The sequence below is a fragment of the Halomonas sp. GXIMD04776 genome, from assembly GCF_049808615.1.
Classification (GTDB): domain Bacteria; phylum Pseudomonadota; class Gammaproteobacteria; order Pseudomonadales; family Halomonadaceae; genus Modicisalibacter.
Map to the genome: position 1 here is coordinate 22,028 of NZ_JBNCAN010000024.1, position 25,683 is coordinate 47,710.

Annotated in this window: 29 protein-coding genes; 11 read left to right on the forward strand and 18 right to left on the reverse strand. The window is 58.1% G+C overall.

Annotated features, from left to right (window positions below):
* Positions 1-4: 4 nt before the first annotated feature.
* From ACPF7Z_RS15490 to ACPF7Z_RS15500, 3 genes are read right to left on the reverse strand one after another with little or no spacing between them, the layout of a single operon-like run.
* The gene (locus tag ACPF7Z_RS15490) at positions 5-1,162 is read right to left on the reverse strand and encodes a glycosyltransferase family 4 protein (protein WP_425194156.1); all 1,158 of its coding nucleotides are present in this window, start codon (positions 1,160-1,162) and stop codon (positions 5-7) included.
* A 46-nt stretch (positions 1,163-1,208) separates the two neighbouring features.
* Positions 1,209-1,646, reverse strand: a complete 438-nt coding sequence (locus tag ACPF7Z_RS15495; RefSeq protein ID WP_425194157.1) for a hypothetical protein — start codon at positions 1,644-1,646, stop codon at positions 1,209-1,211.
* Complete coding sequence (locus ACPF7Z_RS15500) at positions 1,643-2,014, reverse strand: nucleotidyltransferase domain-containing protein (protein ID WP_425194158.1); 372 nt, start codon at positions 2,012-2,014, stop codon at positions 1,643-1,645. The genes ACPF7Z_RS15495 and ACPF7Z_RS15500 overlap by 4 nt, the downstream gene beginning before the upstream one ends.
* A 185-nt stretch (positions 2,015-2,199) precedes the next feature.
* Here ACPF7Z_RS15500 and ACPF7Z_RS15505 point away from each other — a divergent pair, with 185 nt between their 5' ends.
* Positions 2,200-3,030, forward strand: coding sequence for a hypothetical protein (locus ACPF7Z_RS15505; RefSeq protein ID WP_425194159.1), 831 nt, complete (start codon positions 2,200-2,202; stop codon positions 3,028-3,030).
* 96 nt (positions 3,031-3,126) lie between these two features.
* On the opposite strand, the gene ACPF7Z_RS15510 is transcribed toward ACPF7Z_RS15505, so the two are convergent.
* Both ACPF7Z_RS15510 and ACPF7Z_RS15515 read right to left on the reverse strand, forming a co-directional pair.
* A complete protein-coding gene (locus ACPF7Z_RS15510; protein WP_425194160.1) occupies positions 3,127-3,390 on the reverse strand; it encodes a Txe/YoeB family addiction module toxin in 264 nt (87 codons plus the stop codon).
* The gene (locus tag ACPF7Z_RS15515) at positions 3,383-3,637 is read right to left on the reverse strand and encodes a type II toxin-antitoxin system Phd/YefM family antitoxin (RefSeq protein ID WP_425194161.1); all 255 of its coding nucleotides are present in this window, start codon (positions 3,635-3,637) and stop codon (positions 3,383-3,385) included. Before ACPF7Z_RS15515 ends, ACPF7Z_RS15510 begins: the two co-directional genes overlap by 8 nt.
* A gap of 293 nt (positions 3,638-3,930) precedes the next feature.
* On the opposite strand from ACPF7Z_RS15515, the gene ACPF7Z_RS15520 reads away from it, so the two are divergent.
* The 4 genes from ACPF7Z_RS15520 to ACPF7Z_RS15535 all read left to right on the forward strand — a co-directional run bounded on the left by ACPF7Z_RS15520 (position 3,931) and on the right by ACPF7Z_RS15535 (position 7,802).
* Positions 3,931-4,161, forward strand: a complete 231-nt coding sequence (locus tag ACPF7Z_RS15520) for a helix-turn-helix domain-containing protein (protein ID WP_425194162.1) — start codon at positions 3,931-3,933, stop codon at positions 4,159-4,161.
* Complete coding sequence (locus tag ACPF7Z_RS15525) at positions 4,158-5,432, forward strand: type II toxin-antitoxin system HipA family toxin (RefSeq protein WP_425194163.1); 1,275 nt, start codon at positions 4,158-4,160, stop codon at positions 5,430-5,432. The genes ACPF7Z_RS15520 and ACPF7Z_RS15525 overlap by 4 nt, the downstream gene beginning before the upstream one ends.
* Positions 5,433-5,643: 211 nt before the next feature.
* A complete protein-coding gene (locus ACPF7Z_RS15530) occupies positions 5,644-7,074 on the forward strand; it encodes an MBL fold metallo-hydrolase RNA specificity domain-containing protein (protein WP_425194164.1) in 1,431 nt (476 codons plus the stop codon).
* Positions 7,075-7,199: 125 nt separating this feature from the next.
* Entirely contained in the window at positions 7,200-7,802 is a 603-nt protein-coding gene (locus tag ACPF7Z_RS15535; protein WP_425194165.1) for a Yip1 family protein, read from the forward strand.
* Positions 7,803-7,884: 82 nt separating this feature from the next.
* Here ACPF7Z_RS15535 and ACPF7Z_RS15540 read toward each other — a convergent pair whose 3' ends face one another.
* Both ACPF7Z_RS15540 and ACPF7Z_RS15545 read right to left on the reverse strand, forming a co-directional pair.
* Entirely contained in the window at positions 7,885-8,202 is a 318-nt protein-coding gene (locus ACPF7Z_RS15540; protein ID WP_425194166.1) for a helix-turn-helix domain-containing protein, read from the reverse strand.
* 33 nt (positions 8,203-8,235) lie between these two features.
* Positions 8,236-8,571: a type II toxin-antitoxin system RelE/ParE family toxin gene (locus tag ACPF7Z_RS15545; protein ID WP_425194167.1), complete on the reverse strand. Its 336-nt coding sequence runs from the start codon at positions 8,569-8,571 to the stop codon at positions 8,236-8,238.
* Between the two features lie 205 nt (positions 8,572-8,776).
* Here ACPF7Z_RS15545 and ACPF7Z_RS15550 point away from each other — a divergent pair, with 205 nt between their 5' ends.
* Both ACPF7Z_RS15550 and ACPF7Z_RS15555 read left to right on the forward strand, forming a co-directional pair.
* Positions 8,777-9,604: a motility protein A gene (locus ACPF7Z_RS15550; RefSeq protein WP_425194168.1), complete on the forward strand. Its 828-nt coding sequence runs from the start codon at positions 8,777-8,779 to the stop codon at positions 9,602-9,604.
* Positions 9,597-10,535 (forward strand): OmpA/MotB family protein, encoded by a 939-nt coding sequence (locus ACPF7Z_RS15555; RefSeq protein ID WP_425194169.1) that lies wholly within the window; start codon positions 9,597-9,599, stop codon positions 10,533-10,535. Before ACPF7Z_RS15550 ends, ACPF7Z_RS15555 begins: the two co-directional genes overlap by 8 nt.
* 17 nt (positions 10,536-10,552) lie before the next feature.
* Here the strand turns inward: ACPF7Z_RS15555 and ACPF7Z_RS15560 are convergent, their stop codons facing one another.
* From ACPF7Z_RS15560 to ACPF7Z_RS15610, 11 genes are all read right to left on the reverse strand, one after another.
* Positions 10,553-10,687, reverse strand: a complete 135-nt coding sequence (locus tag ACPF7Z_RS15560; protein ID WP_425194170.1) for a DUF2256 domain-containing protein — start codon at positions 10,685-10,687, stop codon at positions 10,553-10,555.
* Positions 10,688-10,694: 7 nt separating this feature from the next.
* Complete coding sequence (locus ACPF7Z_RS15565) at positions 10,695-11,957, reverse strand: DASH family cryptochrome (RefSeq protein WP_425194171.1); 1,263 nt, start codon at positions 11,955-11,957, stop codon at positions 10,695-10,697.
* A 39-nt stretch (positions 11,958-11,996) separates the two neighbouring features.
* The gene (locus ACPF7Z_RS15570) at positions 11,997-12,836 is read right to left on the reverse strand and encodes a lipopolysaccharide kinase InaA family protein (RefSeq protein WP_425194172.1); all 840 of its coding nucleotides are present in this window, start codon (positions 12,834-12,836) and stop codon (positions 11,997-11,999) included.
* Positions 12,837-13,071: 235 nt separating this feature from the next.
* The gene (locus tag ACPF7Z_RS15575; RefSeq protein ID WP_425194173.1) at positions 13,072-15,177 is read right to left on the reverse strand and encodes a putative bifunctional diguanylate cyclase/phosphodiesterase; all 2,106 of its coding nucleotides are present in this window, start codon (positions 15,175-15,177) and stop codon (positions 13,072-13,074) included.
* A gap of 446 nt (positions 15,178-15,623) precedes the next feature.
* Complete coding sequence (gene parS, locus ACPF7Z_RS15580) at positions 15,624-15,983, reverse strand: type II RES/Xre toxin-antitoxin system antitoxin (RefSeq protein WP_425194174.1); 360 nt, start codon at positions 15,981-15,983, stop codon at positions 15,624-15,626.
* 121 nt (positions 15,984-16,104) lie between these two features.
* Positions 16,105-17,112: a LacI family DNA-binding transcriptional regulator gene (locus ACPF7Z_RS15585; protein ID WP_425194175.1), complete on the reverse strand. Its 1,008-nt coding sequence runs from the start codon at positions 17,110-17,112 to the stop codon at positions 16,105-16,107.
* A gap of 12 nt (positions 17,113-17,124) precedes the next feature.
* The gene (gene rbsB, locus ACPF7Z_RS15590) at positions 17,125-18,012 is read right to left on the reverse strand and encodes a ribose ABC transporter substrate-binding protein RbsB (RefSeq protein ID WP_425194176.1); all 888 of its coding nucleotides are present in this window, start codon (positions 18,010-18,012) and stop codon (positions 17,125-17,127) included.
* A 37-nt stretch (positions 18,013-18,049) separates the two neighbouring features.
* Positions 18,050-19,012 carry a ribose ABC transporter permease gene (rbsC, locus tag ACPF7Z_RS15595; RefSeq protein WP_425194177.1) on the reverse strand — a complete coding sequence of 321 codons (963 nt, stop codon included), beginning with the start codon at positions 19,010-19,012 and terminating at the stop codon, positions 18,050-18,052.
* A complete protein-coding gene (locus ACPF7Z_RS15600) occupies positions 19,009-20,544 on the reverse strand; it encodes a sugar ABC transporter ATP-binding protein (protein WP_425194178.1) in 1,536 nt (511 codons plus the stop codon). The genes rbsC and ACPF7Z_RS15600 overlap by 4 nt, the downstream gene beginning before the upstream one ends.
* A gap of 158 nt (positions 20,545-20,702) precedes the next feature.
* Positions 20,703-20,918: a type II toxin-antitoxin system RelB family antitoxin gene (relB, locus tag ACPF7Z_RS15605; protein ID WP_425194179.1), complete on the reverse strand. Its 216-nt coding sequence runs from the start codon at positions 20,916-20,918 to the stop codon at positions 20,703-20,705.
* Positions 20,858-21,526, reverse strand: coding sequence for a GntR family transcriptional regulator (locus tag ACPF7Z_RS15610; protein WP_425194180.1), 669 nt, complete (start codon positions 21,524-21,526; stop codon positions 20,858-20,860). The genes relB and ACPF7Z_RS15610 overlap by 61 nt, the downstream gene beginning before the upstream one ends.
* 473 nt (positions 21,527-21,999) lie before the next feature.
* Between ACPF7Z_RS15610 and ACPF7Z_RS15615 the strand changes: the two genes are divergently transcribed.
* The 4 genes from ACPF7Z_RS15615 (at position 22,000) to ACPF7Z_RS15630 (ending at position 25,683) form a co-directional block, all read left to right on the forward strand.
* Positions 22,000-22,971 carry a TRAP transporter substrate-binding protein gene (locus tag ACPF7Z_RS15615; protein ID WP_425194181.1) on the forward strand — a complete coding sequence of 324 codons (972 nt, stop codon included), beginning with the start codon at positions 22,000-22,002 and terminating at the stop codon, positions 22,969-22,971.
* Between the two features lie 82 nt (positions 22,972-23,053).
* Positions 23,054-23,593, forward strand: a complete 540-nt coding sequence (locus ACPF7Z_RS15620) for a TRAP transporter small permease (RefSeq protein WP_425194207.1) — start codon at positions 23,054-23,056, stop codon at positions 23,591-23,593.
* A complete protein-coding gene (locus ACPF7Z_RS15625) occupies positions 23,590-24,873 on the forward strand; it encodes a TRAP transporter large permease (protein ID WP_425194182.1) in 1,284 nt (427 codons plus the stop codon). The genes ACPF7Z_RS15620 and ACPF7Z_RS15625 overlap by 4 nt, the downstream gene beginning before the upstream one ends.
* A gap of 27 nt (positions 24,874-24,900) precedes the next feature.
* Positions 24,901-25,683 carry an enoyl-CoA hydratase/isomerase family protein gene (locus ACPF7Z_RS15630; protein ID WP_425194183.1) on the forward strand — a complete coding sequence of 261 codons (783 nt, stop codon included), beginning with the start codon at positions 24,901-24,903 and terminating at the stop codon, positions 25,681-25,683.

Sequence of the window (25,683 nt, forward strand, 5' to 3'; positions counted from 1 at the left end):
AGGGCTAATTCCCGTTTTGACCGCCGGTATTCAGTGACTGGAACGAGGCCTTGAGCTTCTTGTACTGCTCCTGATGCGAATAGTGCGTCGCGAGTTCAGCCAGGCGTGATCCTAGTTCTTCTTGCTCATTGTTTACAAGCAACGCGGCGATTCGCGAGGCCCAGGTGTCGGTATTGTCATCCAGTACCAGATCGGGGAAGTCTTTCTCGATCAATTCAGCGGCCCCCACCCAAGCAGATAACAGTACCGGCGTGCCGCACGCCATGGCCTCCAGCGCTACACGACCGAACTCTTCGATGTGCGCGGGGAGAGCAAAGACATCTAGGGCGCCATAAAGGCGCTCGATATCCGGTACCGTGGAGCGCCATATGAAACGATCGCCCAGGCCACGTTTTTCCGCCTGTCGTTGGTAGGGGCCTGCATCGTCCTTGCCCACGACAAGGAAGCGGCAGCGATCGGGTAGCTGTTGATTCAGGCGACTGGCGATTTCCACGAATCCCGCGACGTTGCGCTTCTGGAAATTGCCCGAGGTGATAAGACCAATCAGGAATTCGTTGTGTCTGACACCCAGAGAATGCCGAACGGACTGACGATCATGGCGGGCATTCGCGGGGTTGAATTGCTCCGGGTCATATCCCGGATAACTGATTTCAAGCTGGTCGGCGGCCAGGCCGTAGCGGATCTTGAGGTCCTCGGCCATCATTCGAGAATTGACGGCCACGCGCTTGACGTGTGTCTGCGACAGAACGTGGTCGTGGATGGCGGCCACCTCGTGATTCTTGAGTAGTTCGCGCCCATTGATGCGTTGGCTGGCCAGATGCACGCAATTGTGCATGTAGATGACATCCCGGCTTTCCGCATCGCCATGGCTTACCAGTAGCGCCGGTCGATGACGCCTGCACCAGGCCTGCACGCGCCGATTGAACCAGAAACGCCTAAAGGGACCCTTTAACGGCCAGCGGCACAAGCGAACGAACCCTGCGCCCGACTGTGCCGTCAGGTCGGGTGTGCCGCGTTCAGCGAGTACCACCACACGATAACCGAGCTCTTTAAGTGCCGTGGCCTGCTCGAAAGCATTACGACTTGCCCCGGTGCTTTTTTCCACCTGACGAATGGCAATGGCCGCCAAGGGAGGCTGATTTGAGGGTGTGGGCGAAGGCATTCAAGTTGTTCGCTTTTACAGGCAAGTGGCAAATGTAAGGAAAAGATTAAAGAGAAGGCGGTAATTGTGACTGCTCGATATCGAGGCGTTCATATGTGTAGTTGCGCAAATTATTGTAGGTGCCAATCAGCATGAGGGTATAGCCCTTGGCGCTATCGATGACCCCAAGCCGCTCGGCTCGATTAAGGTTCTCAATCTGGCTTCCAGTCCTCTCGGCCAAACTCTCCAACCAGCGCGGTACCAGCTTGTCGGCCATCGTGTCCTGCATGCAGCCATAGCGAGAAACAAATGCCTCGAGCTTGACGGCATCATCTGGATGATCCTCCAGTTTCTCGACCCAGTTTGCGTCTATCGGTGGTTGGCGTTCGAACAATGTCTGCCAGCTATAATGCAAGTGCTTGCCTTCGCGCTGCACGATCGCCAGCGTCCAGAGTAAACGGTCAATTGGCAGTAAATCCCGAAGCGTCGACGTTTTCTCATTCATAATGACTGACCTGTGCGTAATGCCTGCTGGTGTACCGCATTGAGTCTAACGCCAGGGTCGACGACCAGTACATCAAACGGTTGATCCCCCAGCCGTAACTGAAGCCGGGCTGTTAAGGTGAGCGCTTTGGCTAATTTCTCGTCAATCAAGTGCTCGCTTTCTACCAGCAAGTCGATATCGCCTCCTTTTGCGCTGTTATCCAGCCGGGAGCCGAATAAGCGCACTTGTACCCCAGGGCCGAAGATCTCTGAGGTCGTTTGCTTGATCGTGCGTATTTGATCATCAGTAAGGCGCAAGGGAAACTCCAGGCGTTTCGTTACCACGCTTCTATCATTGCCTCGAATACTGAAGATATCAATGTCTTCCATAACGCCGGTGACTCGAGGAAAAAGACGCTGCTATGTTTTATTCATATGCAAGGAGCTCCGACATTGCTGTCGGGAAATTACCCTGACACCCCAGGTTGCAGCGTTGTGTGTTAAATTATCCTAATGATTAGCTTGATTAATAATCTTATTCAGTAAGACCGCCTCTGATGTCCTCGATAGAAAAAATGCCCAGGTCACCCAGCGGGGAACCCGTTCATCCGGCGCTTTATGATCCTGAACTGCGCTGGGCGATGCTGCGCTCACGCTGGGCCTATACCCTGCGCTCGGCTTTCGAGATACGTGTACTCCGGCCGCTGGAGGATCGTCTGCTCGAGCGCTGGCTCAAGCAGAAGCGGTTTGCCCGGCAGGTGGAGGCCATGGGTTTGCCCTATCGAAGCGTCGAGACATATCTGGGCAACAAGCTTGAGTTGCAGGTCGATCCGAACGCCTTGATTCAGCAGATATCCATTCGGCGCTCGTTTCCGGTCAAGTCCGAGCGCCGCACGGCCTTGAACCAGTTCATTTGGGGCGGTGATTGGGATTATAAGTGTTTTGATTTTCGAACGGGGCATCGCTACCGATTCATCGAGGATATCTGGCGACACCAGGATGATCTGATCGAGAGTGCGTCCTACTATCGGCTCATGCAACGTATCGAGCAAGGAAAGCCATTTCGTTCGCACCACAAGGGCATTCTGCTCAACACCCCGGACAAGGCACTGGCGTACCTGAACGTCTATGTCGGTTATATGAAGGACATGCAGCGTCACGGTTTCGATAGGACGTTGGGCAAGGATCGTTTGGGGGTGGCGATCGACCGGCAGGGTCATGTCGTGAAAGTCAATCGCGGGCTACATCGACTCGCCATGGCGCAGGTGTTGGAGCTGGGGCATATTCCGGTACAGGTGCGCGCTGTGCATGCGCAGTGGTGGTTCGAGGTCACTAACGGGGAGCAGGGAGAGGGGGCCTTGGTGAACATGGTCGAGGCATTGCGGGATTGTCGGCCGGCTTCTTGAGAGGGGGCAGAGAGAGTAGACGAGGAATACCCGGGGGATGTGAAGTCTGAACTGATCCCATACAATGGGACGGTTCATACCACGTTCAGACAGCGCCTAGTAGTGATACCTGCACGAAATCACCGTGATGGTGTTGTCGTCCACCACATAGACAAGACGGTTGGTATCGTCTATGCGCCTGGACCAGAACCCGGACAAGTTTTCCTTGAGCGGTTCCGGTTTCCCGATACCTTCGAAAGGAGTTCGTTTCGCATCGCTGATGAGTTTGTTGATGCGTTTTAGCGTCTTTTTGTCCTGACCTTGCCAATAGAGATAGTCGTTCCAAGCCTCGTCGGTCCAGCAGAGCAGCCGACTAGTCATCGGCTGGTTCTCGCTGTGTCACTTGGCCTGCCCTGTACTGGGCAATGGATTTATTCAGGTGCGCGACATTGGCTGGTGAACGTAAAAGATGCACGGTTTCCATAAGACTATTGTAATGTTCTAAGGACATGACCACGGCGTCCTGGGCATCGCGCCGAGTGATGAAGGTGGTATCGGCGTCATTCGCCACATCATCAAGGACTTTTTTCAGGCTATTCCGCGCTTCGGTGAAAGAGACGATTTTCATGTGGGGTTCCAGCAGAACTGATCATCGAGAAAGTATAGGCTAGGGCGAAAACATGTACAATTAAAAGAACATGTTTTCGCCCTGGCAAGGAGCCCCGGCAGCGATGTCGGGGCTCCTTGCGTGTTGGGGCACGGTTCCTGTCGAAAATAAGGATTTTCCTTACAGGGAAAATATGCTGTACTGGCCATCTCTAGCTGCATTATTTTTCCTATAGGGAAACAGCGGCTGATGTTCACGTTGTTCCTAATAGAATTTTCCTTATAAGGAAAATATATCGATATTCAGGAATCAGGATGGATACGATCGAGATTCATGATGCGAAACGCCTTGGACAGCTGATTCGTCGTACACGGAAGCAGCAAGGGTTGACGCTTGCCACCTTGGCCGGGCTGTGCGGACTGAGTGTTCGTTTTCTTAGCGAGCTGGAAAATGGTCGTGACACCTGCACCCTCGTTCGCGTCATGGCGGTTCTCGATGCCCTGGGTATTATGCTCGTCGCCTATCCACCCGAGGAGGATACGTGAAAGGTGAAGCGGCACTGCATGTCTGGTGGAACGATCAGCAGGTAGGAACGTTATGGCGAGGCGGTGATGGCCGCTCGATCGGTTTCGAGTATGAATCACGTTGGCAAGCGAACGGCCATGCCATCTCGCATAGCCTGCCCTTGAGCCAGGCGAGTTGGCCACCCGAGAACCCGCTGGCCCATCGCTGGTTTGGTAATCTGTTGCCGGAAGAGCAGGCTCGTGGAGCGCTGATCAAGCGTCTGGGCATTCCCGATGATGATTTTTCGCTTTTGGCCGCCATAGGCGGCGACTGTGCGGGGGCTCTCGTCATCCTGCCGGAAGGGCGAACGCCGGAACGTTTCGGCGATTATCGGCGCCTTTCTCTGGACAGGCTGGAACAGTGGGCGATTTTTCAGGAACGTTACTCAGTGATGATGGACACCGAGGATCCTGATGAGCGCCCACGGCTTTCCCTCGCTGGAGCTCAGGATAAGATACCGGTGCTATTGCGAGAGGGTGAGTTGTATCTGCCTCTGGGCGCGGCGGCTTCTTCGCATATCCTCAAATTCGCTGTCGAGGGGCGTGAGCAGGTGGTTCTCAATGAGCTTTATCTGAACACGTTGGCGGCTATGGTCGGTCTGGATTGTCCCGCTACTCAGGTGCGTTATGCGGGGCGTAATTCCTACCTGATGATCGAGCGATACGATAGGCGGAGCCAAGAAGCCGGGCATGTCGAGCGGATACACCAGGAGGATCTTTGTCAGGCAATGGGGCTTGCGCGGACGCAGAAATACCAGGCATTCAATGGTCCACGCTTTGGTCAGTGCGTGCAGGCGGTGCGGGAAGCGTGTCGGCCTTCCGCCAACTCGGTACTGCATCTTTTGCGCTGGCAGATATTCAATGTCTTGGTGGGCAATAGCGACGGCCATGCCAAGAATATTTCCCTCCTGCAGGATGACAGAGGGAGATGGCGGATGGCACCGGCCTATGATCTGGTCGGCACTATCGTGCTGGGTTACAACGCCGATCTGGCGTTGTCGATCGGTCATCAGTTCAATTCGATGCAATTACTGCCGAGAGACTGGCAAGCCTTTGCCGAGGAGTGTGGGTTCAGTTACCCCTTCGTCAAACGTCAGATAACCGAGATGGTTGGCGCCCTGGCGGCGCTTGTTGATTCGCAAGCCCTGCAAGAGCGTCTTCATGGCGCGGGTCTGAAAGAGCAGCATTGGTCGCGGCTGCAACAGCAGCGCCAGCACATTCGTAGACAATGCCGAAGGGCTGAGCGCTGGTGACCATTTGCAAACCGGCGGTAGGAATCACAATTGCCAGTTGAGTCCATGTTCCGCACTAATGGGCTTGATCCATATCGTTAACAGCCCGTTCAATCACCTCAGGTGCCACGCCGTGGGCTTTTTTCCCGATAGATAGGAAACATAGGCATCGCCAGCAGCCATAAGTCGCTGGGCTGCATTTTCTAGTCAACGACCCCAGAGACGTTTAAACGTGAACATCGACTTTACCCACCACGGCGCCGTCGAGGGCGTGACCGGTAGCTGCCATCAGCTTCACTTTGGCGACGGCCGTTCCTTGCTCGTCGATTGCGGCTTGTTTCAGGGTGAAGAGGGCGGTGAGGATAATCTGGCGCGCCACCGGATCGAGTTTTCGTTGGAAGGTATCCTGGCCCTGGTAGCGACCCACGTGCACATCGATCACATTGGACGGCTGCCGTATCTGCTCGCCGCTGGATTCGAAGGCCCGATACTCTGCAGCCAGCCCTCGGCCAAGCTGTTGCCGCTGGTGATCGAGGATGCCCTCAAGGTGGGGTTTACCCGGGTCCGGGCACTGATCGAGCGATTTTTGACCCGGGTGGAGGATCATCTGGTGCCCTTGCCCTATGGGCAATGGTACGCGCTCGTCGATGATGTGCATCTGCGGGTGCGCATCAAGTTACAGCGAGCAGGGCACATCCTCGGTTCCGCCTACGTCGAGGTGGATATACTCGACAAGGCGATGTCAACAACAACGCAGCAGGCGCAGCGCATCGTGTTCTCCGGTGATCTGGGGGCGCCCTATTCACCCTTGTTGCCGGCGCCGCGCTCGCCCTATCGCGCGGATGTGGTGGTGCTGGAGAGCACCTACGGTGACCGATTGCACGAGGATCGTCGCCATCGCCGTTCGCGCCTGAAGGCCGCCCTGGAGCGGGCGCTGGCCGATGGTGGCACGGTGCTGATTCCGGCCTTCAGCATCGGGCGCACCCAGGAGCTGCTCTACGAGCTGGAAGGGTTGATCCATGACGGCATCAAGAGTAAGCGCACTGTTGGCGGACGCGCTTGGGATGAGCTCGAGATCATCGTCGATTCGCCTTTGGCGGCGCGCTTTACCGAGGTGTATCGCGCGCTGGCGTCTTTCTGGGACGCGGAGGCACGTCGCCGGGTCGCGCACGATCGGCATCCATTGGACTTCGATAGCCTTTATACCGTTAGCTCCCACGACGAGCATGAACGCACCGTTGCCTATTTGGCCAAGACCGGGCGGCCGGCGGTGGTGCTGGCGGCCAGCGGCATGGCGGCCGGTGGGCGCATCGTCAACTACCTCAAGGCGATGATCGAGGAGCCGCGCCATAACGTGCTTTTTGTCGGTTATCAGGCGGAAGGCACGCCGGGACGCGCCATCCAGCGATATGGCCCAAGAGGTGGCTGGGTGGAACTGGACGGGGAGCGCTATACCGTTCGTGCCGGCGTCGAGAGTCTGTCGGGGTATTCGGCCCATGCGGATCGGCAGGACCTGGTCAATTTCATTCGCCGCATGCGCCATTGGCCGCGCCAGGTGCGTCTGGTACATGGAGATGCCGACGCCAAGCAGGCGCTCAAGGAAGCGTTATTGGCAGAGGCGCAACAACGTGGGCAGGCAGTAGAGGTGGTGATTGCCCAATGAGAGGGCGCAATGTCGAGGATTCATTTTTCTGCATGTCTTCTATACTGTTGAATGACAAGAGGCGATGGCGGCGCTGATAGGCACATCGTTTCGGTAAGCAAGCAGTGCTATAGAGGACGAGTTCTATGCTGACCCACGTATGGGGTCTGATGGCCCATCCCAATCGCGAATGGAAGCAGATTCAAAGCGAACGAGAAACGATCACCCATCTTTACGCGCATCATGTCCTCGGGTTGGCGGCGATCCCGGTGATTTGCGCGTTCATCGGTACCACGCAAGTCGGCTGGAGTCTTGGTGAAGGCCACGCCATCAAGCTCAAACTGGACGATGCCTTCTACGCCGGCATCGTGTTCTATCTTGCCATCATCGCTGCGGTCATCTTCATGGGGAATGTGATCCATTGGATGGCCAAACGTTATGCTACGCCACCAAGCAAGCGTCGTTGCGTCATCTTTGCCGGCTATGTGGCCACGCCCATGTTCCTGAGTGGTCTTGTCGCGCTCTATCCCTTGATCTGGTTGTGCTTGCTGGCGGGAACCATCGGTCTTTGCTACAGCGGCTATCTGTTGTATCTGGGCATCCCTAATTTTCTGGGCATCGACAGGAAAGAAGGCTTCATCGTAACTGGCTCGACCCTGGCGATCGGCGTGCTGGTCCTCGAGGTGCTGCTGGGCGCCACGGTGTTGTTGTGGGGCTATGGCGCGAGGATGCTGTTGGGGGTTTATTGAAGAGGATTGTGCTAGGTCTTTGAACAAGGCGAGTTGATGTCGTTCGAGGCTAGACGGGCTCAATTCTCGGCAGAAAAATAGATTAAGCTATTGCCTGCACGCCATTCTTTTGTATAACGACAAGTAGACGGAGTGCGGGCCCCCCGGGTTTCTTCACACCACGTTCCCAGTCAGAAACCAAGTTTTTGCTGACATTGAGGTATCGGGCAAAAACAGGTTGCGACAGATTTTCGCGTTCGCGGATCGCACGAATTTCTGCAGGCGCTAAAGGAGTGACAGGAGTCAGGCAGGCGCTATCGAATTCACGCATTGTCTGTTTGTCGACAGCTCCAGCTTCGTGCAAAGCCTCCATGGTTTCATGGATGGCTGCAAATGCTTCGGTACGGTATTTTTTAGTCATCACCAAACACCTCCATGAATTGCTTTTTCTCGATCATCTTTGCCAGATGCGCTTCAGAGATATCGAGCACATGTTTCGCTGCATGTTTAAAATATTTTCTTCATCAATGGCAAGATTGCTTTTATCGCTCTTTGCAAAGCCATAAACGAAGAATACTCGCTCCGCTTGGCGATAAAGAAGAATCACCCTATATCCGCCAGACTTGCCTTGTCCTGATCGTGCTACTCGTTGCTTGATCACACCGCTTCCAAGATGAGCATCGATCAATCCTTTCTCGACCCTATGAGCGGCTTCAAACAAGGCTGCATCAGATATTCCCTGCTTACGCGCAAATCGCGCAAACCATGCGTTCTTGAAAATCCTCAACAAGATGTTCCTATCCTGTTTGTATAACACCTAGTGTGACGTATGTGTAGTGCAAGAAACAAGTGCGTCACACCTCTTTTCATAACCGCGTATCTAGTCACAAAGAACGCACAAAATGTAGCGCCTTTTCATCGCTTTGCCTCTTGGCTGCATCGCTATGATGGTCGCATTCCTCAAGCGATTGCCCATCGAAGGGCCCAGGCTCCGCATGAATGCTTCCACGCTGATCGGTATCGTTGCCAGTCTTTTGCTGCTGGCCTGTGTCCTCTTGCTCAGCGCCGATACGGCGATGAGCTTTATCAATTTGCCGGGGTTGATGATCGTCATCGCCGGCACCCTGGCGGCCACCTTCATCAGCTATCCATTACGTGAAGTGATTCGCGTGGTGCGGATAATCGGGGTGGTTTTCCAGCGCGAGAACAGCTACGTCGAGGAAGACGTTCGCGAACTGGTGGCCATGGCCCGGCTGTGGTTCCAGGGCGATATTCGTGCGGTGGAGCGTGCGCTTGGCCAGACGCGCAATCCGTTTCTGCGCACCGGTGTGCAACTGGTGATCGACAATACCAAGGAAGCGGAGATCATGGATCTGTTGCGCTGGCGCATTGCCCGTCTGAAGGCTCGGGAACTCGCCGAGGCACAGATCTTTCGCACCATGGCCGCCTATGCGCCGGCCTTCGGCATGATTGGCACCCTGGTGGGCTTGGTCAACATGCTGCAGACCATGGACGCCGGCGATCTTGCCGTCATCGGTCCGGGCATGGCCGTGGCGCTGCTGTCCACTTTCTACGGTATTCTGATCTCGAATCTGATCTGCAAGCCGATTGCCGTCAAACTCGAACGTCGCACGGAGCAGCGCCTGATCGCCATGAATATGGTGCTTGAGGGGGTCTCGTTGATCGCCAAGCGTCGCTTGCCGTCCTTCGTCGAGGAGACACTGAACTCCTTCATCGCCAACTATCAGGACGAGATTCGAGATCCCGCCGAGCCCTTGGCGGGTAACGAGGCTGATAACAAGAGTGTGCCGCTCAATGCTTGAGATGAATCGCGAGCATATGAGCCATGATCGGCTGCTGACTCTGAATGCGGAGGATCGCGGGGGCGATAGCTGGATGATCAGCTACATAGACATCATGACCCTGCTGGTCGCGCTGTTCGTGCTGGTCCTGAGTCTGAATGGTACCGCTGCGACCCCTGGCAAGCCTGCGGTCACCCAATCTTCTATATCATCCGAGGCCATGAACGCGGCACGCCGCGTCACCGATGCGCCAAGTTTGCTACCGGAGGCCCTTCAAGCCGCCACCCTCGTCGCGATTGCTCCCACCCGCACGCCAGTTCCAAGTGACGCGGCTATCGCTGCGGCACGCCGGGTAGCCAGATCGCAACTGATAACGGATCAAGCCATCGCGGCGGCTCGATCGGTTGCGTGGTCACGACTCATTCAAACCCAGACGATTGCGGCCTCGCTGAAGGTGGCACGCACGCTGAAGGTGAGCGCGGAAGCCCAGGCGGCGGCGATTCAGATCGCGGGGCAGTGGCAGGTGCGCCAATCCGAGCAGGAACTCCCGGCGATCGAGGGCGTCGAGGTGTCCCGGGTCAAGGGCGGCATCAATTTACGCATTCAGGATCATCTATTGTTCGACTCCGGGGATGCGGCGCTGACGGATGCCGGTGAGGCGGTGACGCAGGAACTGGTCGCGACACTCAAGCGCTACCAGGGCACCATTTCCGTGGAAGGCCACACCGATAGCGTGCCCATCAGGACGGAACGCTTTCCCTCCAACTGGGAGCTTTCCAGCGGGCGCGCCACGGCCATCCTGCGCTACCTCAACCGGGCGGGCATCGAGTCCTCGCGGCTGCGTGCGGTGGGCTATGCCGATACGCAACCCTTGAAGGACAACAACACGGAAAGAGGGCGGGCCGCCAATCGGCGGGTGGAAATCATTATCCACGAGCCGGAGGCTGGTTAATCGTGAGCGGGGGCTGCCTATTTACCCCGCCGCCGGCAGCGCTCGGAACAGTACACCACCGAGTCCCAGTTGCGCGCCCATTTCTTGCGCCAAGCGAAAGGGCGCTCGCAGACCGGGCAGGTCTTGGTAGGCAAATGGGGCTTTCGATGCATATCGTGCTCACCCAGCCAGCCATCTAGCGATGAATGTGCCCTCGGGATCGTACTGGGCGGTCTGTTTGGCCAGGTCGAAGCGGCGCAGACCGCGTGGATCGGCACCGACGCCGCCCAGGTACTGCCAGTTGCCCCAGTTCGAGGCCACATCGTAGTCCACCAGTTGCTTCTCGAAGTAGGCCGCTCCCCAGCGCCAGTCCTGGTTCAATTCATTGATCAAGGCACTGGCCACCAGCTGGCGACCGCGATTGGTCATGTAGCCCGTCGCGTTGAGTTCGTGCATGCAGGCATCGACGATCGGTAAATCCGTCTCGCCTCGGCACCAGGAGGCGAAACGCTCACGATCGTGATCCGGGGCAGGGGGCTCGGCTTTAAGCCCACGCAAGGCAAACAACCGGACACCGTGAGCATGGGCATACCACTGATAGAACTCTCGCCACAGCAGTTCGAAGTAGATCCAGTACGTAGACTCATTGGACTCGACCTCCTGCTCGAAGCGCCTTAAATGTGCGATTACCTCGCGAACGGATAGCGACCCATTGGCCAGCCAGGCAGAGAACTTGGACGAGTTTTTCCAACCCTCCAGCGCATTGCGTGTCTCTTTATAACGTGAGGCCGCAGGCCCGCTGAAGTAAGCCCCGAGATGCGTACGAGCGGCACGTTCACCGCCTTGGAAAAGTGAGTCGGGATCGTCTATCGCGCCGGGCAAGTCTGGCTGTGAAAGCCCCGACATATCGATCGGCGGAGGCAGGGCTTTCGGCGTCGCCAATGGGGCCTTGATGGCCAAGGGCTCGACGCGCTTGCGAAACTGCGTGAAGGTGCCGGGGAGTTCCGCCAGCGCGAAGGGCAGGTCGTCTTGAGCGAAGAGCGTGTGCGTGACCCGCTCCGCGAATTCGACATCAGGCCAACGACGTTGCAAAACCGCCCAGTCATCGTTCAGATACCAGTCAGCACTTTGGCTACGAACCACCATGTTCACATCGTCGTGGGCAATCAGTTCGTCTAGCGCTTGTCGAGGGGATTGAAAACGCAGGATTAGCCGCTGGCCATGTGCGGCAAGGGTTTGTTCCAGGTCGCGCAAGGTCTCTTTCAAGAAGCGCCAGCGATGACGACCCAGGCGCACGCAGCCGAACTCGCCGGCCTCGAACCAGGCCGGATCGATGCAGTAAACGCACAGCAGTCGATCGCAGCGCCGCGCGGCTTCCTGAAGCGCCGCGTTATCGTGAAGACGCAAATCTTGAGTGAACCAGTAAAGACCGGTGGTGATCATGGCAAACCATGTGCCTTGTCGTAATGGCCAGACGCCTATTCAACGGCGACTGGCACGCTTATCCAGACGCTCGAGCCAGCGATCCACCTGAGCGTCGCTTGGCGAGCAGTCACAGTAGGCGGCCAGGAACGCTCGCCAATCCGATTCTCGCCACTGCGTCAGGCGGCGCCATAGCACTGAAAGATCGCGCAGGCGCTCATGGCGCTCCAATATGAAACGCCGTGTCTTCTCCAGGTCGATGATAACGGCGTTCATGGGGTTCGACGGCGCATTGGAAGGATCGTTCAGAAACAGATGCTTGGGAAACAGACAGCCGTGCATCATGCCATTGGCATGAATCCGGCGAGTGAGCTGTGCGCTCGCCATGATGATCTGACTGCGCAGATTGTCATCCAGCGTTTCCCACCTTGTATGCCAATGGTCGAGGTCCGTGCGATTTTCAAGTGCTGCCGTTACCAGGATGGCACGCCATCCTGATGCGGGGCTTGATTGGTGGGATATTGTATTCTTGCGCTCGCCATACCAGACGGCCTTCACGGTGGGAATGCCAAGAGCATGGTAATGGCGGATGGCACGCCATTCGCGAGAAAATGTCGGCTCACCCAGCGGGCGTTGCAGGCTGCGCGCCAAGTGATTGGTCTGGCGTTTGAGGAAGAAACGCCTCGTATTGCCGTCTTCCCCCTCGAGCTCCAACAGCGACACCGTCGAGACACCGCCGCGCTCATGATTGGGCACATCCACGTCCCGGGCGCTGGCATTCCAGAGGGTTTCAAAGTCGCTCAGGCCATGACGCTTGAACAGCGCTTCAATGCTTGGGTCGCAATAATCAGCGTGGCCGCGCGGTAATCGCGATTGGAAAGAGAGGGTGTTTGAGGTCATTTCTTTGAAGTCTATTCAGTCGTTACCGCCCTATCCGTCATTCCCGAAAGACGAATAAGGGACTATTTGCAGGAGGCATTATGTCTCTGCAGAAAGAAAGTAGCTAATCCTGAGGATGCAAAGCAAGTAATCCGTCGCCAATCGGGATTGCCATTCGACATCAGCAGCCACGAAAACCGACGGATTGACCCTGATCGAGGTCAGTATTCACTTTGTGTCGCCTTTGGTGCTCACTTCAGGGCCTCTGCGAGGCGAAATGACGCCTGGTTTCCTGCTTGAGTTTGCCGCTTGCGTCCTGTCGTGCCAGAAACGTCAGGACATCGTTCTGCGCTAGCGGCTTGCTGAAGAAATACCCCTGCATTGTCCGACAGCCAAGAGCATGAAGAATATCGACCTGCTTCTCGGTTTCAATGCCTTCGACCACACAGCCGATTTCCAGATTGCGGCACAGATCGAGGATCGTGCGTACGATGTTCTTGCTCGTATTGCGTGTCTCGATGTCGGTGACGAAACTGCGATCGATCTTGATGGTATCGAGGGGCAGACGATGCACGTAGCCGAGGCTCGAATAGCCGGTGCCGAAATCGTCGAGAGACACCTTTGCGCCCAGCGCCCGCAGCCGATCGATCGCCTCGTGCGCTTGATCGAAATCCCCCATCAAGGCGGACTCGGTCACCTCGAAGCTGATGCGACCGGGGGCGACCTCACTCGCGGCAACGATCTCGATGATCCGTGAAATGCACTCCTCCGATAGGATGTCGCGCACGGACAGATTGAAGGAAACGTAGACGTCCTCGGGCCATGTCGTGGCGGCGGCGAGAGCCTTGCGAAGCAGTACCTGAGTGAGCTGGTTGATCAACTCGGAGCGCTCCGCGATGGCGATGAAGACGTCGGGCGCGATGCTGCCCAGCTCCTCGTGATGCCAGCGCGCGAGGGCCTCGAAGCCGACCGTCGTTTGCTTGTGCACGTCGAACAGTGGCTGAAAATTCAACGTCATTGCCGCGTCGAGCTCTGCGCTACGCAGCGCCTGCTCGATCGCGCTCCTGGTACGAATCTCGGTCTCGTGGGATTTCGAGAAGATCGTCGGCTTTCCGCGCCGGGTCTCTTTGGCATAGTTGAGTGCGTAGTCAGCCCGTTCGTACAGCATCTCGTAGGTCGTGCCGGCGTCAGGGTACAGGGCGAAGCCCACGGAACCGGAAATATTGGCCACAACCCCAGGCATGCGAAAGGGTGCCTGTAACATCCGGCAGATACGCTCACCGAAGGCGATGATATCGGCCGATTCATGACCATCGGTCATCAGCACCCCGAATTCGTCGCCCCCCAATCTGGCGATCACGATTGTTTCGCTGGAAAGCGCATCGAGTCGCTTGCCGGCCTGGGTGAGTACGTGATCGCCGACCGCATGCCCGTAGAGATCGTTGACCGCCTTGAAGCCGTCCAGGTCGATGATCCCTACCGCGAAGGCCTTGTGCTCGCGCTTGGCGCTCTGCAAGAGTTGGTCGAGTTGCTGAAAGAAAAATCGACGATTAGGCAGGTCGGTGAGGCTGTCGATATTGGCGAGACGGTAGTTCTCGTCGTCGAGGCGCGTGGTTTCGATTTGGCTGTTGATCATTCTCTCGAAATCCGTCGACACGACGACCAGGATGTAGACCATGGGCGCGGATACCAGAAGCAGGCTAGCCCCGATAGCCGCGAAGGCCGCTCCCTGAGTCAGCATCAGAAATAGCGAGAAAGGGATGGCGATCAGCACCATCAAGGACAGGGCGGCGGCCCTGAGATGCATCAGGCAGATGATGCTGCCGATGATGGTGATCGCGGCAATGAATACCGCATGACTCTTGCTGTAGGTATCGCCATAACCATAAAGGGCAATCGCCCAGGTTAGGTACAGCACCCCCAACAGACTGCCGAGAACGACCACGCCATAGAGTCGTCTAATCGCGGCTTTATCGCTTACTGGGCGATGCTTTGACCTGAGCCAATGGATAACCCGCAGTAGACACAGCCCCACCAGGAATGCCGGCACCATTACCGTGAGACTAGCGGGTGCCTTACCGTAGTAGATAAAGGCCAGGATGAGCGCATTGACGCTGACAATGAAATACAGCAGCGGCACTTGTTTTGAAAATGCCTTGAGTTGAGCGTGCAGCAGTCCTGGATTGCGTGTATTGACAATAAATGGCTGAAGCAAGAGCGTCGCCAGGCTGTGTACGCTCCTGCGACCAGAAGGTTTCTTGCCAACAGTCGCATTCTGCATCGGGGCGGCTTTATTGCCCGCGTGGGCGTTTTCCACCGGCTGACAATGTGCGTCGGGCGTTGATAAAAAGGAATGACGCATACCGCGCTCCAAGGCTTTCTATCCCAGATGAATTTGTTCTTGAATCAGAGTATCGGCCGCCACCTGCATAACCTTAAATAATTGCAGATTGAATGTTGGTATAATTGACAACAAACTAGATCGTTGGCGCAAATGCCAACATGAAAGCCGAATTGCTACTCCGTGAGCGTCACCAGATTGCATCAAGAGCCTTTGCGGAGTTACGCATTTGTTGGGTGCCTGAGCCGGTGCGAGGCTCAGTGTATGAATGTAAACACCCTCTGAGTTAAGGGCGGGTTTGGAAAGCCGGATATCGTGCATGACGGCATCAACGGCCTGTGAGGCGTGGATCGATGGTGATCGCCAACGTCTCCGCGCCAATACCATCGACTCGAACAACTCGTGCGCTGGATTGATCAGGTAGAGGGTGTCGCACACAGCGATGGTGCTGGGGAGTGCCAGCGCCATCAGGTCACTACGCCATGACGCAGGCGTCCGATCACATCAAGCACCTGCTGGGTGCCGGCCATGGTTTGCAGCAAATCGACAGGGCGTTGAAATCCCAGGGCCTTGATCTGTGTGGTTAGCCATCGATGAGTGGCTTGGCGATCGCCTTGCCAGAGCGACAGTGCGGCCTCGTAGATCTCGGCGAAGCGGTAGAGGCGATCGCTTTCCGCTTGTGTGAATCGATCCGCTTGTTCACGGCGTTGCAGGGTGCTCCTCGGCATGCCAAGAATGCGCCTTAGATCGTGCTGCGTGAATCCGGTGACCCCGGCCAGACGCTCCAGAGCGGTGAAGGGACAACCCGTTTTCAGGGCTTGATGCAAGGCCCTTCCACCGCTGGGAATCTTCAAGCGATCCCACAATGAATCATCGGACTGATGGGTCGGCCGATATCATCGCCTTCGGGGAGCGTTCTATCGATATCTCCTCGTTGATATCGCTGCCTCAACAAAGTCGTGATGTGACCGATTCGCGAATCACCAGCCGGGGCGCCAGCGACAGGCTGGGGTCTAAAGGGCGGTCGTGTTCCAGACGTTCGATGAGCTGGGCAGTCGCCGTGGCGCCGAGTTCGTAGATGGGCTGGTGGATGGTGGTCAGGGCCGGGCTCAGGTAGCGGGCAAGCTCGATGTCGTCGTAGCCGACCACCGAAAGATCCTCGGGCACGCGTAGGGCGCATTCATGCGCGGCCCGCATGGCACCGATGGCGACCAGGTCGTTGAAGGCGAAGATCGCCTGAGGGTAGGGACGATGTTCGAGTAACCGCTGCATAGCCCTGAAACCGCCATCCGCCAGCAGGTTGGTGGTGACGATGCGTTCCACTGGCATGCCGATCCCGGCGGCTTGCAGTGCCTCGAGGGCGCCGGCCAGGCGCTCCCGGGAGCGTGGGTGATCCTCGGGGCCGGTCAACAAGGCGATATCCTCGAACCCCTGAGCCAGCAGATGATCGATGGCCAGCTTGGCACCCAGGCGTGAATCGTCGTTGACCACTGCGATATCCTGGTCCGCGGAGGGGGCGGCATCCATCAGGATAGTGGGTAAGCGTTGCTGTTTCAGCGCCTCGACAAAGGCCGGAGCGTTGCGGGAGGTCATCACGATCAGGCCATCGATACGCCGGTCGAGCAGTGTCTGGAGATACGTCAGTTGCTTTTCCTCGACGTCGTCGGCGTTGCACAGCACCAGGCTGTAGCCGTTGGCGAAGCAGTGATCCTCGACGCCACGGATGACCGCCGAGAAGAACGGATTGTGGGCGGTGGTCACGATCATGCCGATGGTATGGCTGCGGTTGGACTTCAGCGTGCGGGCCACGCTGTCGGGACGATAGCCAAGCTCCGAGATGGCGCGTTGCACCCGCTCAAGGGTTTCGGGGGCAACGCGCCGCGTATCGTTGACCACATGCGACACGGTGGTGATCGAGACGCCGGCCTGACGGGCGACGTCCTTGAGACGAATCATGACCGTGCGTATTTACTCTGCCGTGATCAGCTTGAGCGGTACGGGAATATTGTCCTCCACGCTCTCGCCCTTGAGCAGCTTGTCGGCGGTGCTCACGCCCAGCTCGCCGATGCGTGCCGGCTGCTGCGCCACCGTGGCCGCCATCTTGCCGTCCTCGACCGCCTGGATGCCGGCATCGGTGCCATCAAAGCCCACCAGCAGTATGTCCTCCTTGCCGCTGGCGGTCAGGGCGCGCTGAGCGCCCAGGGCCATCTCGTCGTTCTGGGCGAAGACGGCATCGATCTCGGGATGGGCCTGCAGTAGATTCTCCATCACGTTCAGGCCTTCGGTGCGATTGAAGTTGGCGGGTTGTGACGCCACCAGTTCGACGCCTTCGGCGTTGTCGATCGCGGTGGTGAAGCCTTCGCCGCGATCTCGAGTCGCCGAGGCCCCGGGCACGCCCTCGAGTTGCACCACCTTACCCTCGCCGCCGAGTTGTTCGACGACGTATTCACCCGCCAGCTTGCCGCCGGCGACGTTGTCCGAGGCGATATGCGAGGCGACGTCGCCGCTGCTGGCGCTGCGGTCCAGGGTAATGACCGGCACGTTGCGCGCGTTGGCGGTACGCACCCCGGAGGCCGCCGCATCGGAATCGGTGGGGTTCATCATCAACAGGTCGACATCCCGGGACAGGGCGTCCTCGATGTTGGAGAGTTCTCGGGCGGCGTCGTTGCCGGAGTCCAGCACGATCAGCTCGTGACCGAGCTCCTCGGCCTTTTTCTGGGCGCCTTCCTGCAGCGTCACGAAGAAGGGGTTATTCAGCGTCGAGATGACCAGGGCGATCTTGTCGGCCATCGCGGTACCGGTCGTGCCGATGCCGAGTCCGGCGGCGACGGCGGAGGCGAGCAGTAGTTTCTTCATGATGAAGCTCCTTGGGTCTTGTTGTGCATCGTCTTTCTCACGATGATGCTTTGGTACGGCTGTCGATCAGTACGGCCAGCAGAATGACCGCCCCCTTGGCGATCATCTGGTAGTAGGACGACACGCCCATGATGTTCAGCGCATTGTTGAGCACCCCGATGACCAGCGCGCCGATCAGGGTGCCGAAGATGCGCCCGCGACCGCCCATCAGGCTGGTGCCACCGATGACCACCGCGGCGATGGCGTCCAGTTCGTAGCCGGTGCCGGCGGTGGGTTGGGCCGAGCCAAGACGAGCGGTCAACACCACCCCGGCCAGCGCCGCGCAGGCGCCGGAAATAGCGTAGACGCTGATCTTGATGCGGTTGACGTTGATGCCCGACAACCGTGCGACCTTCTCGCCGCCGCCCACCGCATAGACGTGGCGGCCGAAGCGGGTGTGATGAAGAACACCCCAGCACAGCACGAAGACGAAGAACATCAGATAGATGGGAATCGGCACGCCGAGCCAGTAGCCGCCACCGAGCTGCCAGAAGGTGTCCGCGGCCTCGCTGGCCCCGATGGCGATCGGCCGGCCGTCGGTGAACACCAGGGCGGCGCCACGCAGGATGGTCATGGCGACCAGGGTGACGATGAAGGCCTGCACGCGGCCATAGGCGACGAACAGTCCGGAGATTGCGCCCAGGGCGGCGCCGGCGGCCACGGTGCCGGGTACGCTCAGCCAGGGGGCGAGACCGGAGGCGGTCATCGCGGCGGCGAAGGCGCCGGTCAAGGCCAGCACGGCGCCCACCGACAGATCGATCCCCGCGGTGAGAATGACGAAGGTCACGCCCATGGCGATGATGGCGTTGATACTGGTCTGACGCAGCACGTTGAGCATGTTGTCCAGCGTCAGGAAGTTATCGCTCATGCCGGCGCTGACCGCCACCAGCAAGGCCAACGCCAGGAACGCCTTGTTGTCGATCAGCAAGCGGGTGACATTGTGGGTCGCGAGGGCACTCATCGGGCTTGCGTCTCCTTGGGATCGTCGACAGGCGTGTCGACATGGGCGGCGGCGGTCATGATCTTCTCCTGGGTGGCATCGGCGCGAGTGAACTCGCCGGTGATACGGCCATTGGCAAGCACCATGATGCGATCGGACAGGCCGAGCAGTTCGGTCATCTCCGAGGAAATCAGCAACACGCACTTGCCCTCGCGCTTGAGTCGGTTGATCAGCAGGTAGATCTCGCGCTTGGCACCCACATCGACACCCCGGGTGGGTTCGTCGAGGATCACGATGTCCGGCTGGCACATCAATGCCTTGGCCAGGGAGACCTTCTGCTGGTTGCCCCCGGAGAGCGTCTCGGTGGACTGGCCGGGATCGCTCAGCTTGATGCGGAAGGCATCGACATACTCGCGTACCGCCGTGCGCTCCTGGCCGTGACGGATGATGCCCAGGGGGCCGCAAAAGGTGGGCAGGGCGGTCAGCGACATGTTCTCGGCCACCGAATGATCAAGCAGCAGACCGGCCTGCTTGCGATCCTCCGGCACATACACCAATCCGGCTCTCAATGCCTGCTGTGGGGAAGCGAAACGCACCTTGCGACCGCGCAGGCGCAACTGACCGGAGCGCATGGCGACGTCGCCGCAGATGGCCTGAGCCATTTCCGTGCGCCCGGCCCCCATCAGGCCGCCGAAGCCCAGCACCTCGCCGGCCCGGGCATGAAAGGACACGCCCTCGACACCCGGCGCGACAAGCGCGCTCGCCTCGATCAGGGTGTCGCCCGGCGTCGGCGGCTCATAGGGGTAGCGATCGGCCAGTTCGCGACCGACCATCTGGCGAATCAGGTGCTCCTCGTTCGACTCGCCGGTCGGCCCTTGATGCACCAGCCGACCGTCGCGCAGCACCGCGACGTCGTCGCACATGCGGAAGATCTCCCCCAGGCGGTGGGTGATCAGCACCAGGGACTTGCCGGCGTCGCGCAGGGTGTCCACCACCTTGGCCAGAATATCGGTCTCGACATCGGTGAGCGAGTCGGTGGGCTCGTCCATGACGATGATCTCGGCATCCAGGGACAGGGCGCGGGCAATCTCGACCATCTGCTGTTGGCCGATGCTCAGGCGCGAGACCGGGGTGCGTGGATCGAGCCGCTGTTGCAGGCGTTCGAGCAGCGTGCTCGACTCCCGATACAATCGGGGCCAGTCGACGGTTCCGAGCCGCGTGCGCGGTTCGCGCCCCAGGAAGATGTTCTCGCCGGCACAGAGCGTCGGAATCAGGTTCAGTTCCTGATGGATGATGGCGATGCCCGCGTCCATCGCCTGGCGCGGCGTGGTGAAGCGCACTTTCTCGCCACGCAGTGTGATGCTGCCGGCATCGGCGCGATAGACACCGCTGAGGATCTTCATCAGCGTCGATTTGCCCGCGCCGTTCTCGCCGGCCAGGGCCTGAACCCGGCCCGGATACAGCGCCAGATTGACGTCCGCCAGCACCTTCACACCGGCGAACGCCTTGTCGATGCCCTGCAGTTGCATCAGTGGGGCGTTATTGGCTGCCATTCACTTGAATTCCCTTTCTCGACTATAGGCATAGGGTAGTACGCAAACGTTTGCGCCTACGATTGGCGGAAAGTCTGAAATGCGGATCGGCCATGGGAAGATGGCAGGCTTACAGTGGCTTGTGTCGGCAGAATTGCTTGACGGCATCGTCGGTGAGATCAATCCGCCAAGCCAAGGTTACGCTCCACCTCATCCAGATTATGGGTTGTCATCTCGCCGCGACGAACCTGTTCAAGGGCTTGCTCGGCCAGATAGATATCCTCGAGATCCTCCAGGCGTTCGAGGATCGCCTCTCGAGCGTAATAGCTCTTGCTCAGGCCGTTTCCCGGTCCTCGATGGCGCCATCCACCGAGGCGACCTCGAGCTTGTGGCAAAGGTGATCGCGTAGCACCTGTCCCAATTGCCGCCCATCCCGCTGTTTCAGGGCAACAATCATCTTCTCGTGATCCGCTACTGCCTGCTGCCAAAAGCTGTCGGACATCTTCTTGGAGTAGCGCACGCGCTTCACGCGTTGACTGAGGTTGCTGTACATCTCTTGCAGCACCTCGTTGTCGGAGGCAATCAGGATGCTTTCGTGAATTTGTTGGTTGATCAAGAAGTACTCGGCAAGCTCCCTATCTCGATAGTGCTGAAGCATTTTCTCATGCAGGGCACAGATCTTGTCGATGTCCTCGTCGCTGATGTGCTGGCAAGCCAGCTCGCCGGACAAGCCTTCCAACGCTGCCATCAGATCGAAGGTGTCCTTGATCATCTTGAGCGTCACCTGGCGGACCCGCGCGCCGCGGTTGGGCAACAGTTCTATCAGGCCTTCCGAAGCGAGTACCTTGAGCGCTTCACGAAGTGGTGTGCGTGATACACCGAATTGTTCGCACAGCTCTCGTTCGGGAATGCGTTGACCGGAAGCGAGATCGCCGTGCTCGATCAGATCACGAATACGGTCGGCGACTTCGCGATAAAGGGTCTGATATTGAATCTTGCTCATACTCACTTCCTTGATGCTCGCGAAAGATATTTCGCCCTGTCGGAAACAGCGTGGCGAGGTTCGCTTAATTGTGTAAAGCATTATGAATGCAAAAATTCATTGGGTACAGATGATTGATTTCGTGGCCTTGAAGACGATCGCTTTATGCAATTCTCAAGTAAACAACAGTAACAGTTCTAAGTGATTTTCATGGCTGATCTGGTTTATGGCGTCAAGTTTTTGCTGACTCGTGCCGATCATAGTCATATCCCGGGGTGCTTTCAGCACGTCGCGGGAAAAGGGTGGATTCGTTGACGGTGGAGTTGGAAGGCGACAACGGGCCAGTGAATGTTTCGTTCTAGTCAAGAGGTTTCGACGAAAGTTTAATTTCGAATTTTGAATTTTGAATTCATTCTCAGTGCAAGTCGGTTGGAAAAGTAAAATCTCAATCAACCGGTACGAATATAAAAACAACATCATCAGTGGAGTAAACCATGAAGTTTCTAAAAACAGCGCTAGCGGCGACCGTCATGGTCTTTGGTGTCCAGGCGGCGAACGCCAACGAAATCGAGATCAAGTTCGGCCACGTGGGTGGGCCGGGTTCCTTGTTCGAAAAATCAGCCAATGAATTCGTGCGGCTAGCCAACGAACGCCTGGAGGGGCAGGCCAATGTGGCGGCCTACGGTTCCAGTCAGTTGGGAACCGACTCCCAGATGCTCAACAAGCTCAAGCTGGGAACCCTGGACCTGGCGCTACCCTCTTCCATCATGAGCAGCGTGGCGCCGGAATTCTCGCTCTTCGAGATGCCCTATCTCATTGAGGATCGAGACCATATGCGTCGGGTGCGCGAAGACTTCCTGCGCGACACGCTCTACGAAGCCGCGGAGGGCAAGAACTACAAGATCATCGGTATCTGGGAGAACGGCTTCCGCCAGATCACCAACAACGTCAGGCCGATCAACGTGCCTTCCGATCTCGAAGGCATCAAGCTGAGAACGCCCAACGGGGTATGGCGCGTGGAGATGTTCAAGAGCTATGGTGCCAATCCTGCTCCCATGGCGCTTTCCGAGGCGTTCGTCGCCCTGCAGACCGGCGCCATGGACGGTCAGGAAAACCCCTTGGTTCAGATCTACTCACAGCGCTTCCAGGAAGTTCAGGATTACCTCTCACTCTCCAACCATGTCTATACCCCGGCTTACGTGCTGGCCGGCGCCAGTTGGAATCGCCTGCCCGAGGATGTTCGTAAGGTGCTGGTCGAGACCGCAGAGGAGGTTGAGACCTATGCACTGGAGCAGGGCGCCGAACTCGACGACAGCCTGCTCGCCAAGTTCGAGGAGGCGGGCATGAAGATCAATAAGGTGGATACGCAAGCCTTTGTCGATGGGTCCGCCGCGATCTACGAGAAGTTCGGCAACGAAGTGGAGGGCGGTAAGGAGATGATCGAGAAGGTCGACGCGCTGCGCTGAGATTTTTCGACCCTGTGAATAGGGCGTCTCACCGGCCTTTGATGATTCGGTGAGACGACCCTTTCTCGTTTCTTCTCTGGAGATGGCTATCGTGTCCTTGAGCAATATCAAGGCGGCTTATCAGAAGCTGCTGGAATTCATCGTCTTCCTGAATGTGGTGGCGCTGTCCGGGGTCGTGATCGTCGGCTTCATGTCACGTCTACTGGGTTCTCCCTTCAGTTGGTACGACGAGGTAGCCTCAGTGGGGCTTGCCTGGCTGACCTATTATGGCGCGGCACTGGCCGCGGCCAAGGGTGCGCACATCACCTGTCCGAGCATCATCAACATGGCACCTCCCAGCATTCGTCTACCGGTGGCCCTGCTGGCGGAAGCGATCACCATCGCCTTCTTCGTGCTGCTCGCCTACACCGGCTATCAGGTAGTGGCGATTCTGGAGGGATCGACCCTGGTGAGCCTGACCAGCATCTCGTTGCAGCTTACTCAGTCTGTCATCCCCATCGGGTCTGCGCTGTTCATCATCGCTCAGTTGTTGCGCTTGCCGGAAGTGATCGCAAGCGCTCGAGGCGCGGGCTTCATCGATCACGAACTCGAGGAGGCGGGCATCAGCCCCGACAAACAATGATCATTCTATCGATGTTCGTGGGGCTGATACTGCTGATCCTCATCAACGTGCCGGTGGCCGTGGCGCTTGGCATCGTCGGCGCCTTGGCGACTATCGTCAGTTTCGGCACCTTTGCCCTGCCCAATGTGGGCATGGTGATGTTCGACGGGGCGACCAAATTTCCGCTGATCGCGATACCGCTATTCATTCTGGCCGGCGCCATCATGAACGCCTCGAGTATCTCTCGGCGTTTGATCGATCTGGCCATGGCGATGGTGGGGTTCATCAAGGGTGGCCTGTCCATGGTCACCATCGGCGCCTCGATCTTCTTTGCCGAGATCTCCGGCTCGGCGGTGGCCGGCGTCTCGGCCATCGGCAGCATCCTGATTCCGGCGATGCGCAAGAAGGGCTATTCCAAGGAATTCTCGGCGGCCATCTCCTCATCGGCGGCGAGCCTGGCCATCATTCTACCGCCTTCGATTCCCATGATTCTTTATGCCGTGATGTCCGGCGAGTCCGTGGTCAAGATGTTCATCGCCGGTATCTTCCCGGGGCTGCTGGGCGCCATGGGGCTGGCCGCGATGTGCTATTACCTGGCCCACAAGCACGATTTTCCCTCCGAAGGAAAGTTTCAGGCCAAGCAACTCTGGGAGGCCTTCAAGGGCGCGATCTGGGCGTTGCTGATCCCCGTCATCATCCTGGGGGGCATCTTCGGCGGCATCGTCACCGCAACCGAGGGGGCCGCACTGGCGGTGGTAGTGGCGATCTTCATCAGCGCCGTGGTCTATCGTGAGTTCACGCTGAAGATCTTCTACAAGGCCTGCATCGATGCGGGCATCCAGACGGCGGTGGTCATGTTGCTGGTAGCCAGCTCCGCGGTGGTGGGGCTGTATCTCACCGAGACCCAGATTCCCCAGCAGATGGCCAACTCCATCAGTGATTTGACGGATAACAAGTACGTCATCCTGGCGCTGCTCAACGTGATCTTCCTGATCCTCGGTATCTTTTTGCACTCCGCCGCGGCCATCATCCTGGTCGTACCCATCGTGTTGCCCCTGGTGACGGCGGTGGGCATCGATCCGCTGCATTTCGGCCTGATCGTGACGCTGAACCTGGCCATCGGTCAGCAGACACCGCCGGTGGCCAGCGTATTGATTGCCTCCTGCTCGATCGCCCGTTCGGATATCTGGGCCACGACCCGCGTCAATCTGTGGTTCATCGGGGTGCTGTTCCTGATCTTGATGATCAATACCTATGTGCCGGCCTTTGCACTAGCCCTGGTCAACTTCGTGTATGGGTAAGCAGCGCCTAGAGCCATGGAGAAATTCATGAACGAGAGTGTGATCTACGAGCAGCGTGGCGGAGTGGCCTGGATCGGTTTCAACCGCCCGAAGAGTCGCAATGCCATGACCTGGGAGATGTATGACGCCCTGGAAGCGCACTGCGATCGCCTGAGCACGGATGACGACGTGCGCGCGGTGGTGCTGTACGGCGTGGGGGGCGAGGCCTTTGTCGCGGGTACCGACATCACCCAGTTCGCGCATTTTTCAACGCCTCAGGATGCGCTGGACTACGAGCGACGCATCGAGCGGGTGGTCGACAAGCTGGAGACGCTGAACAAACCGACCATCGCTCTGATCGAGGGCGTTTGTGTGGGCGGGGGGGCGGCCCTGGCGATGGTTTGCGACTTCCGCTATTGCACGCCGTCGCTGAAGTTCGGTGTCCCCATCGCCAAGACGCTGGGTAATACCCTGTCGATCACCAACGTATCGCGGCTGATCGATATGGTGGGTATTGCCCGCACCAAGGAGGTGTTGATGCGTGCCCACTTGCTCGATGCCGATGAGGCCCAACAGGCCGGGCTCGTGAACGCTGTCTTTGCATCGGACGTGATCGTCGATGAAGTGACGTCTCTGGCCGAGGAGTTCGCCCAATTCGCTCCGCTGACCCTGCAGGCGAGCAAGGCGCTGATCGGGCGTGTGCAGGCGCAGCGACGCGTTGCCCTGGAAGCCGGCGATGATTGGGTCTCCACCTGTTACATGAGCGACGACTTCAAGTCGGCAGTCAATAAGTTCGTCAACAAGGTGCCTTTTGACTGGATAGGGCGTTAG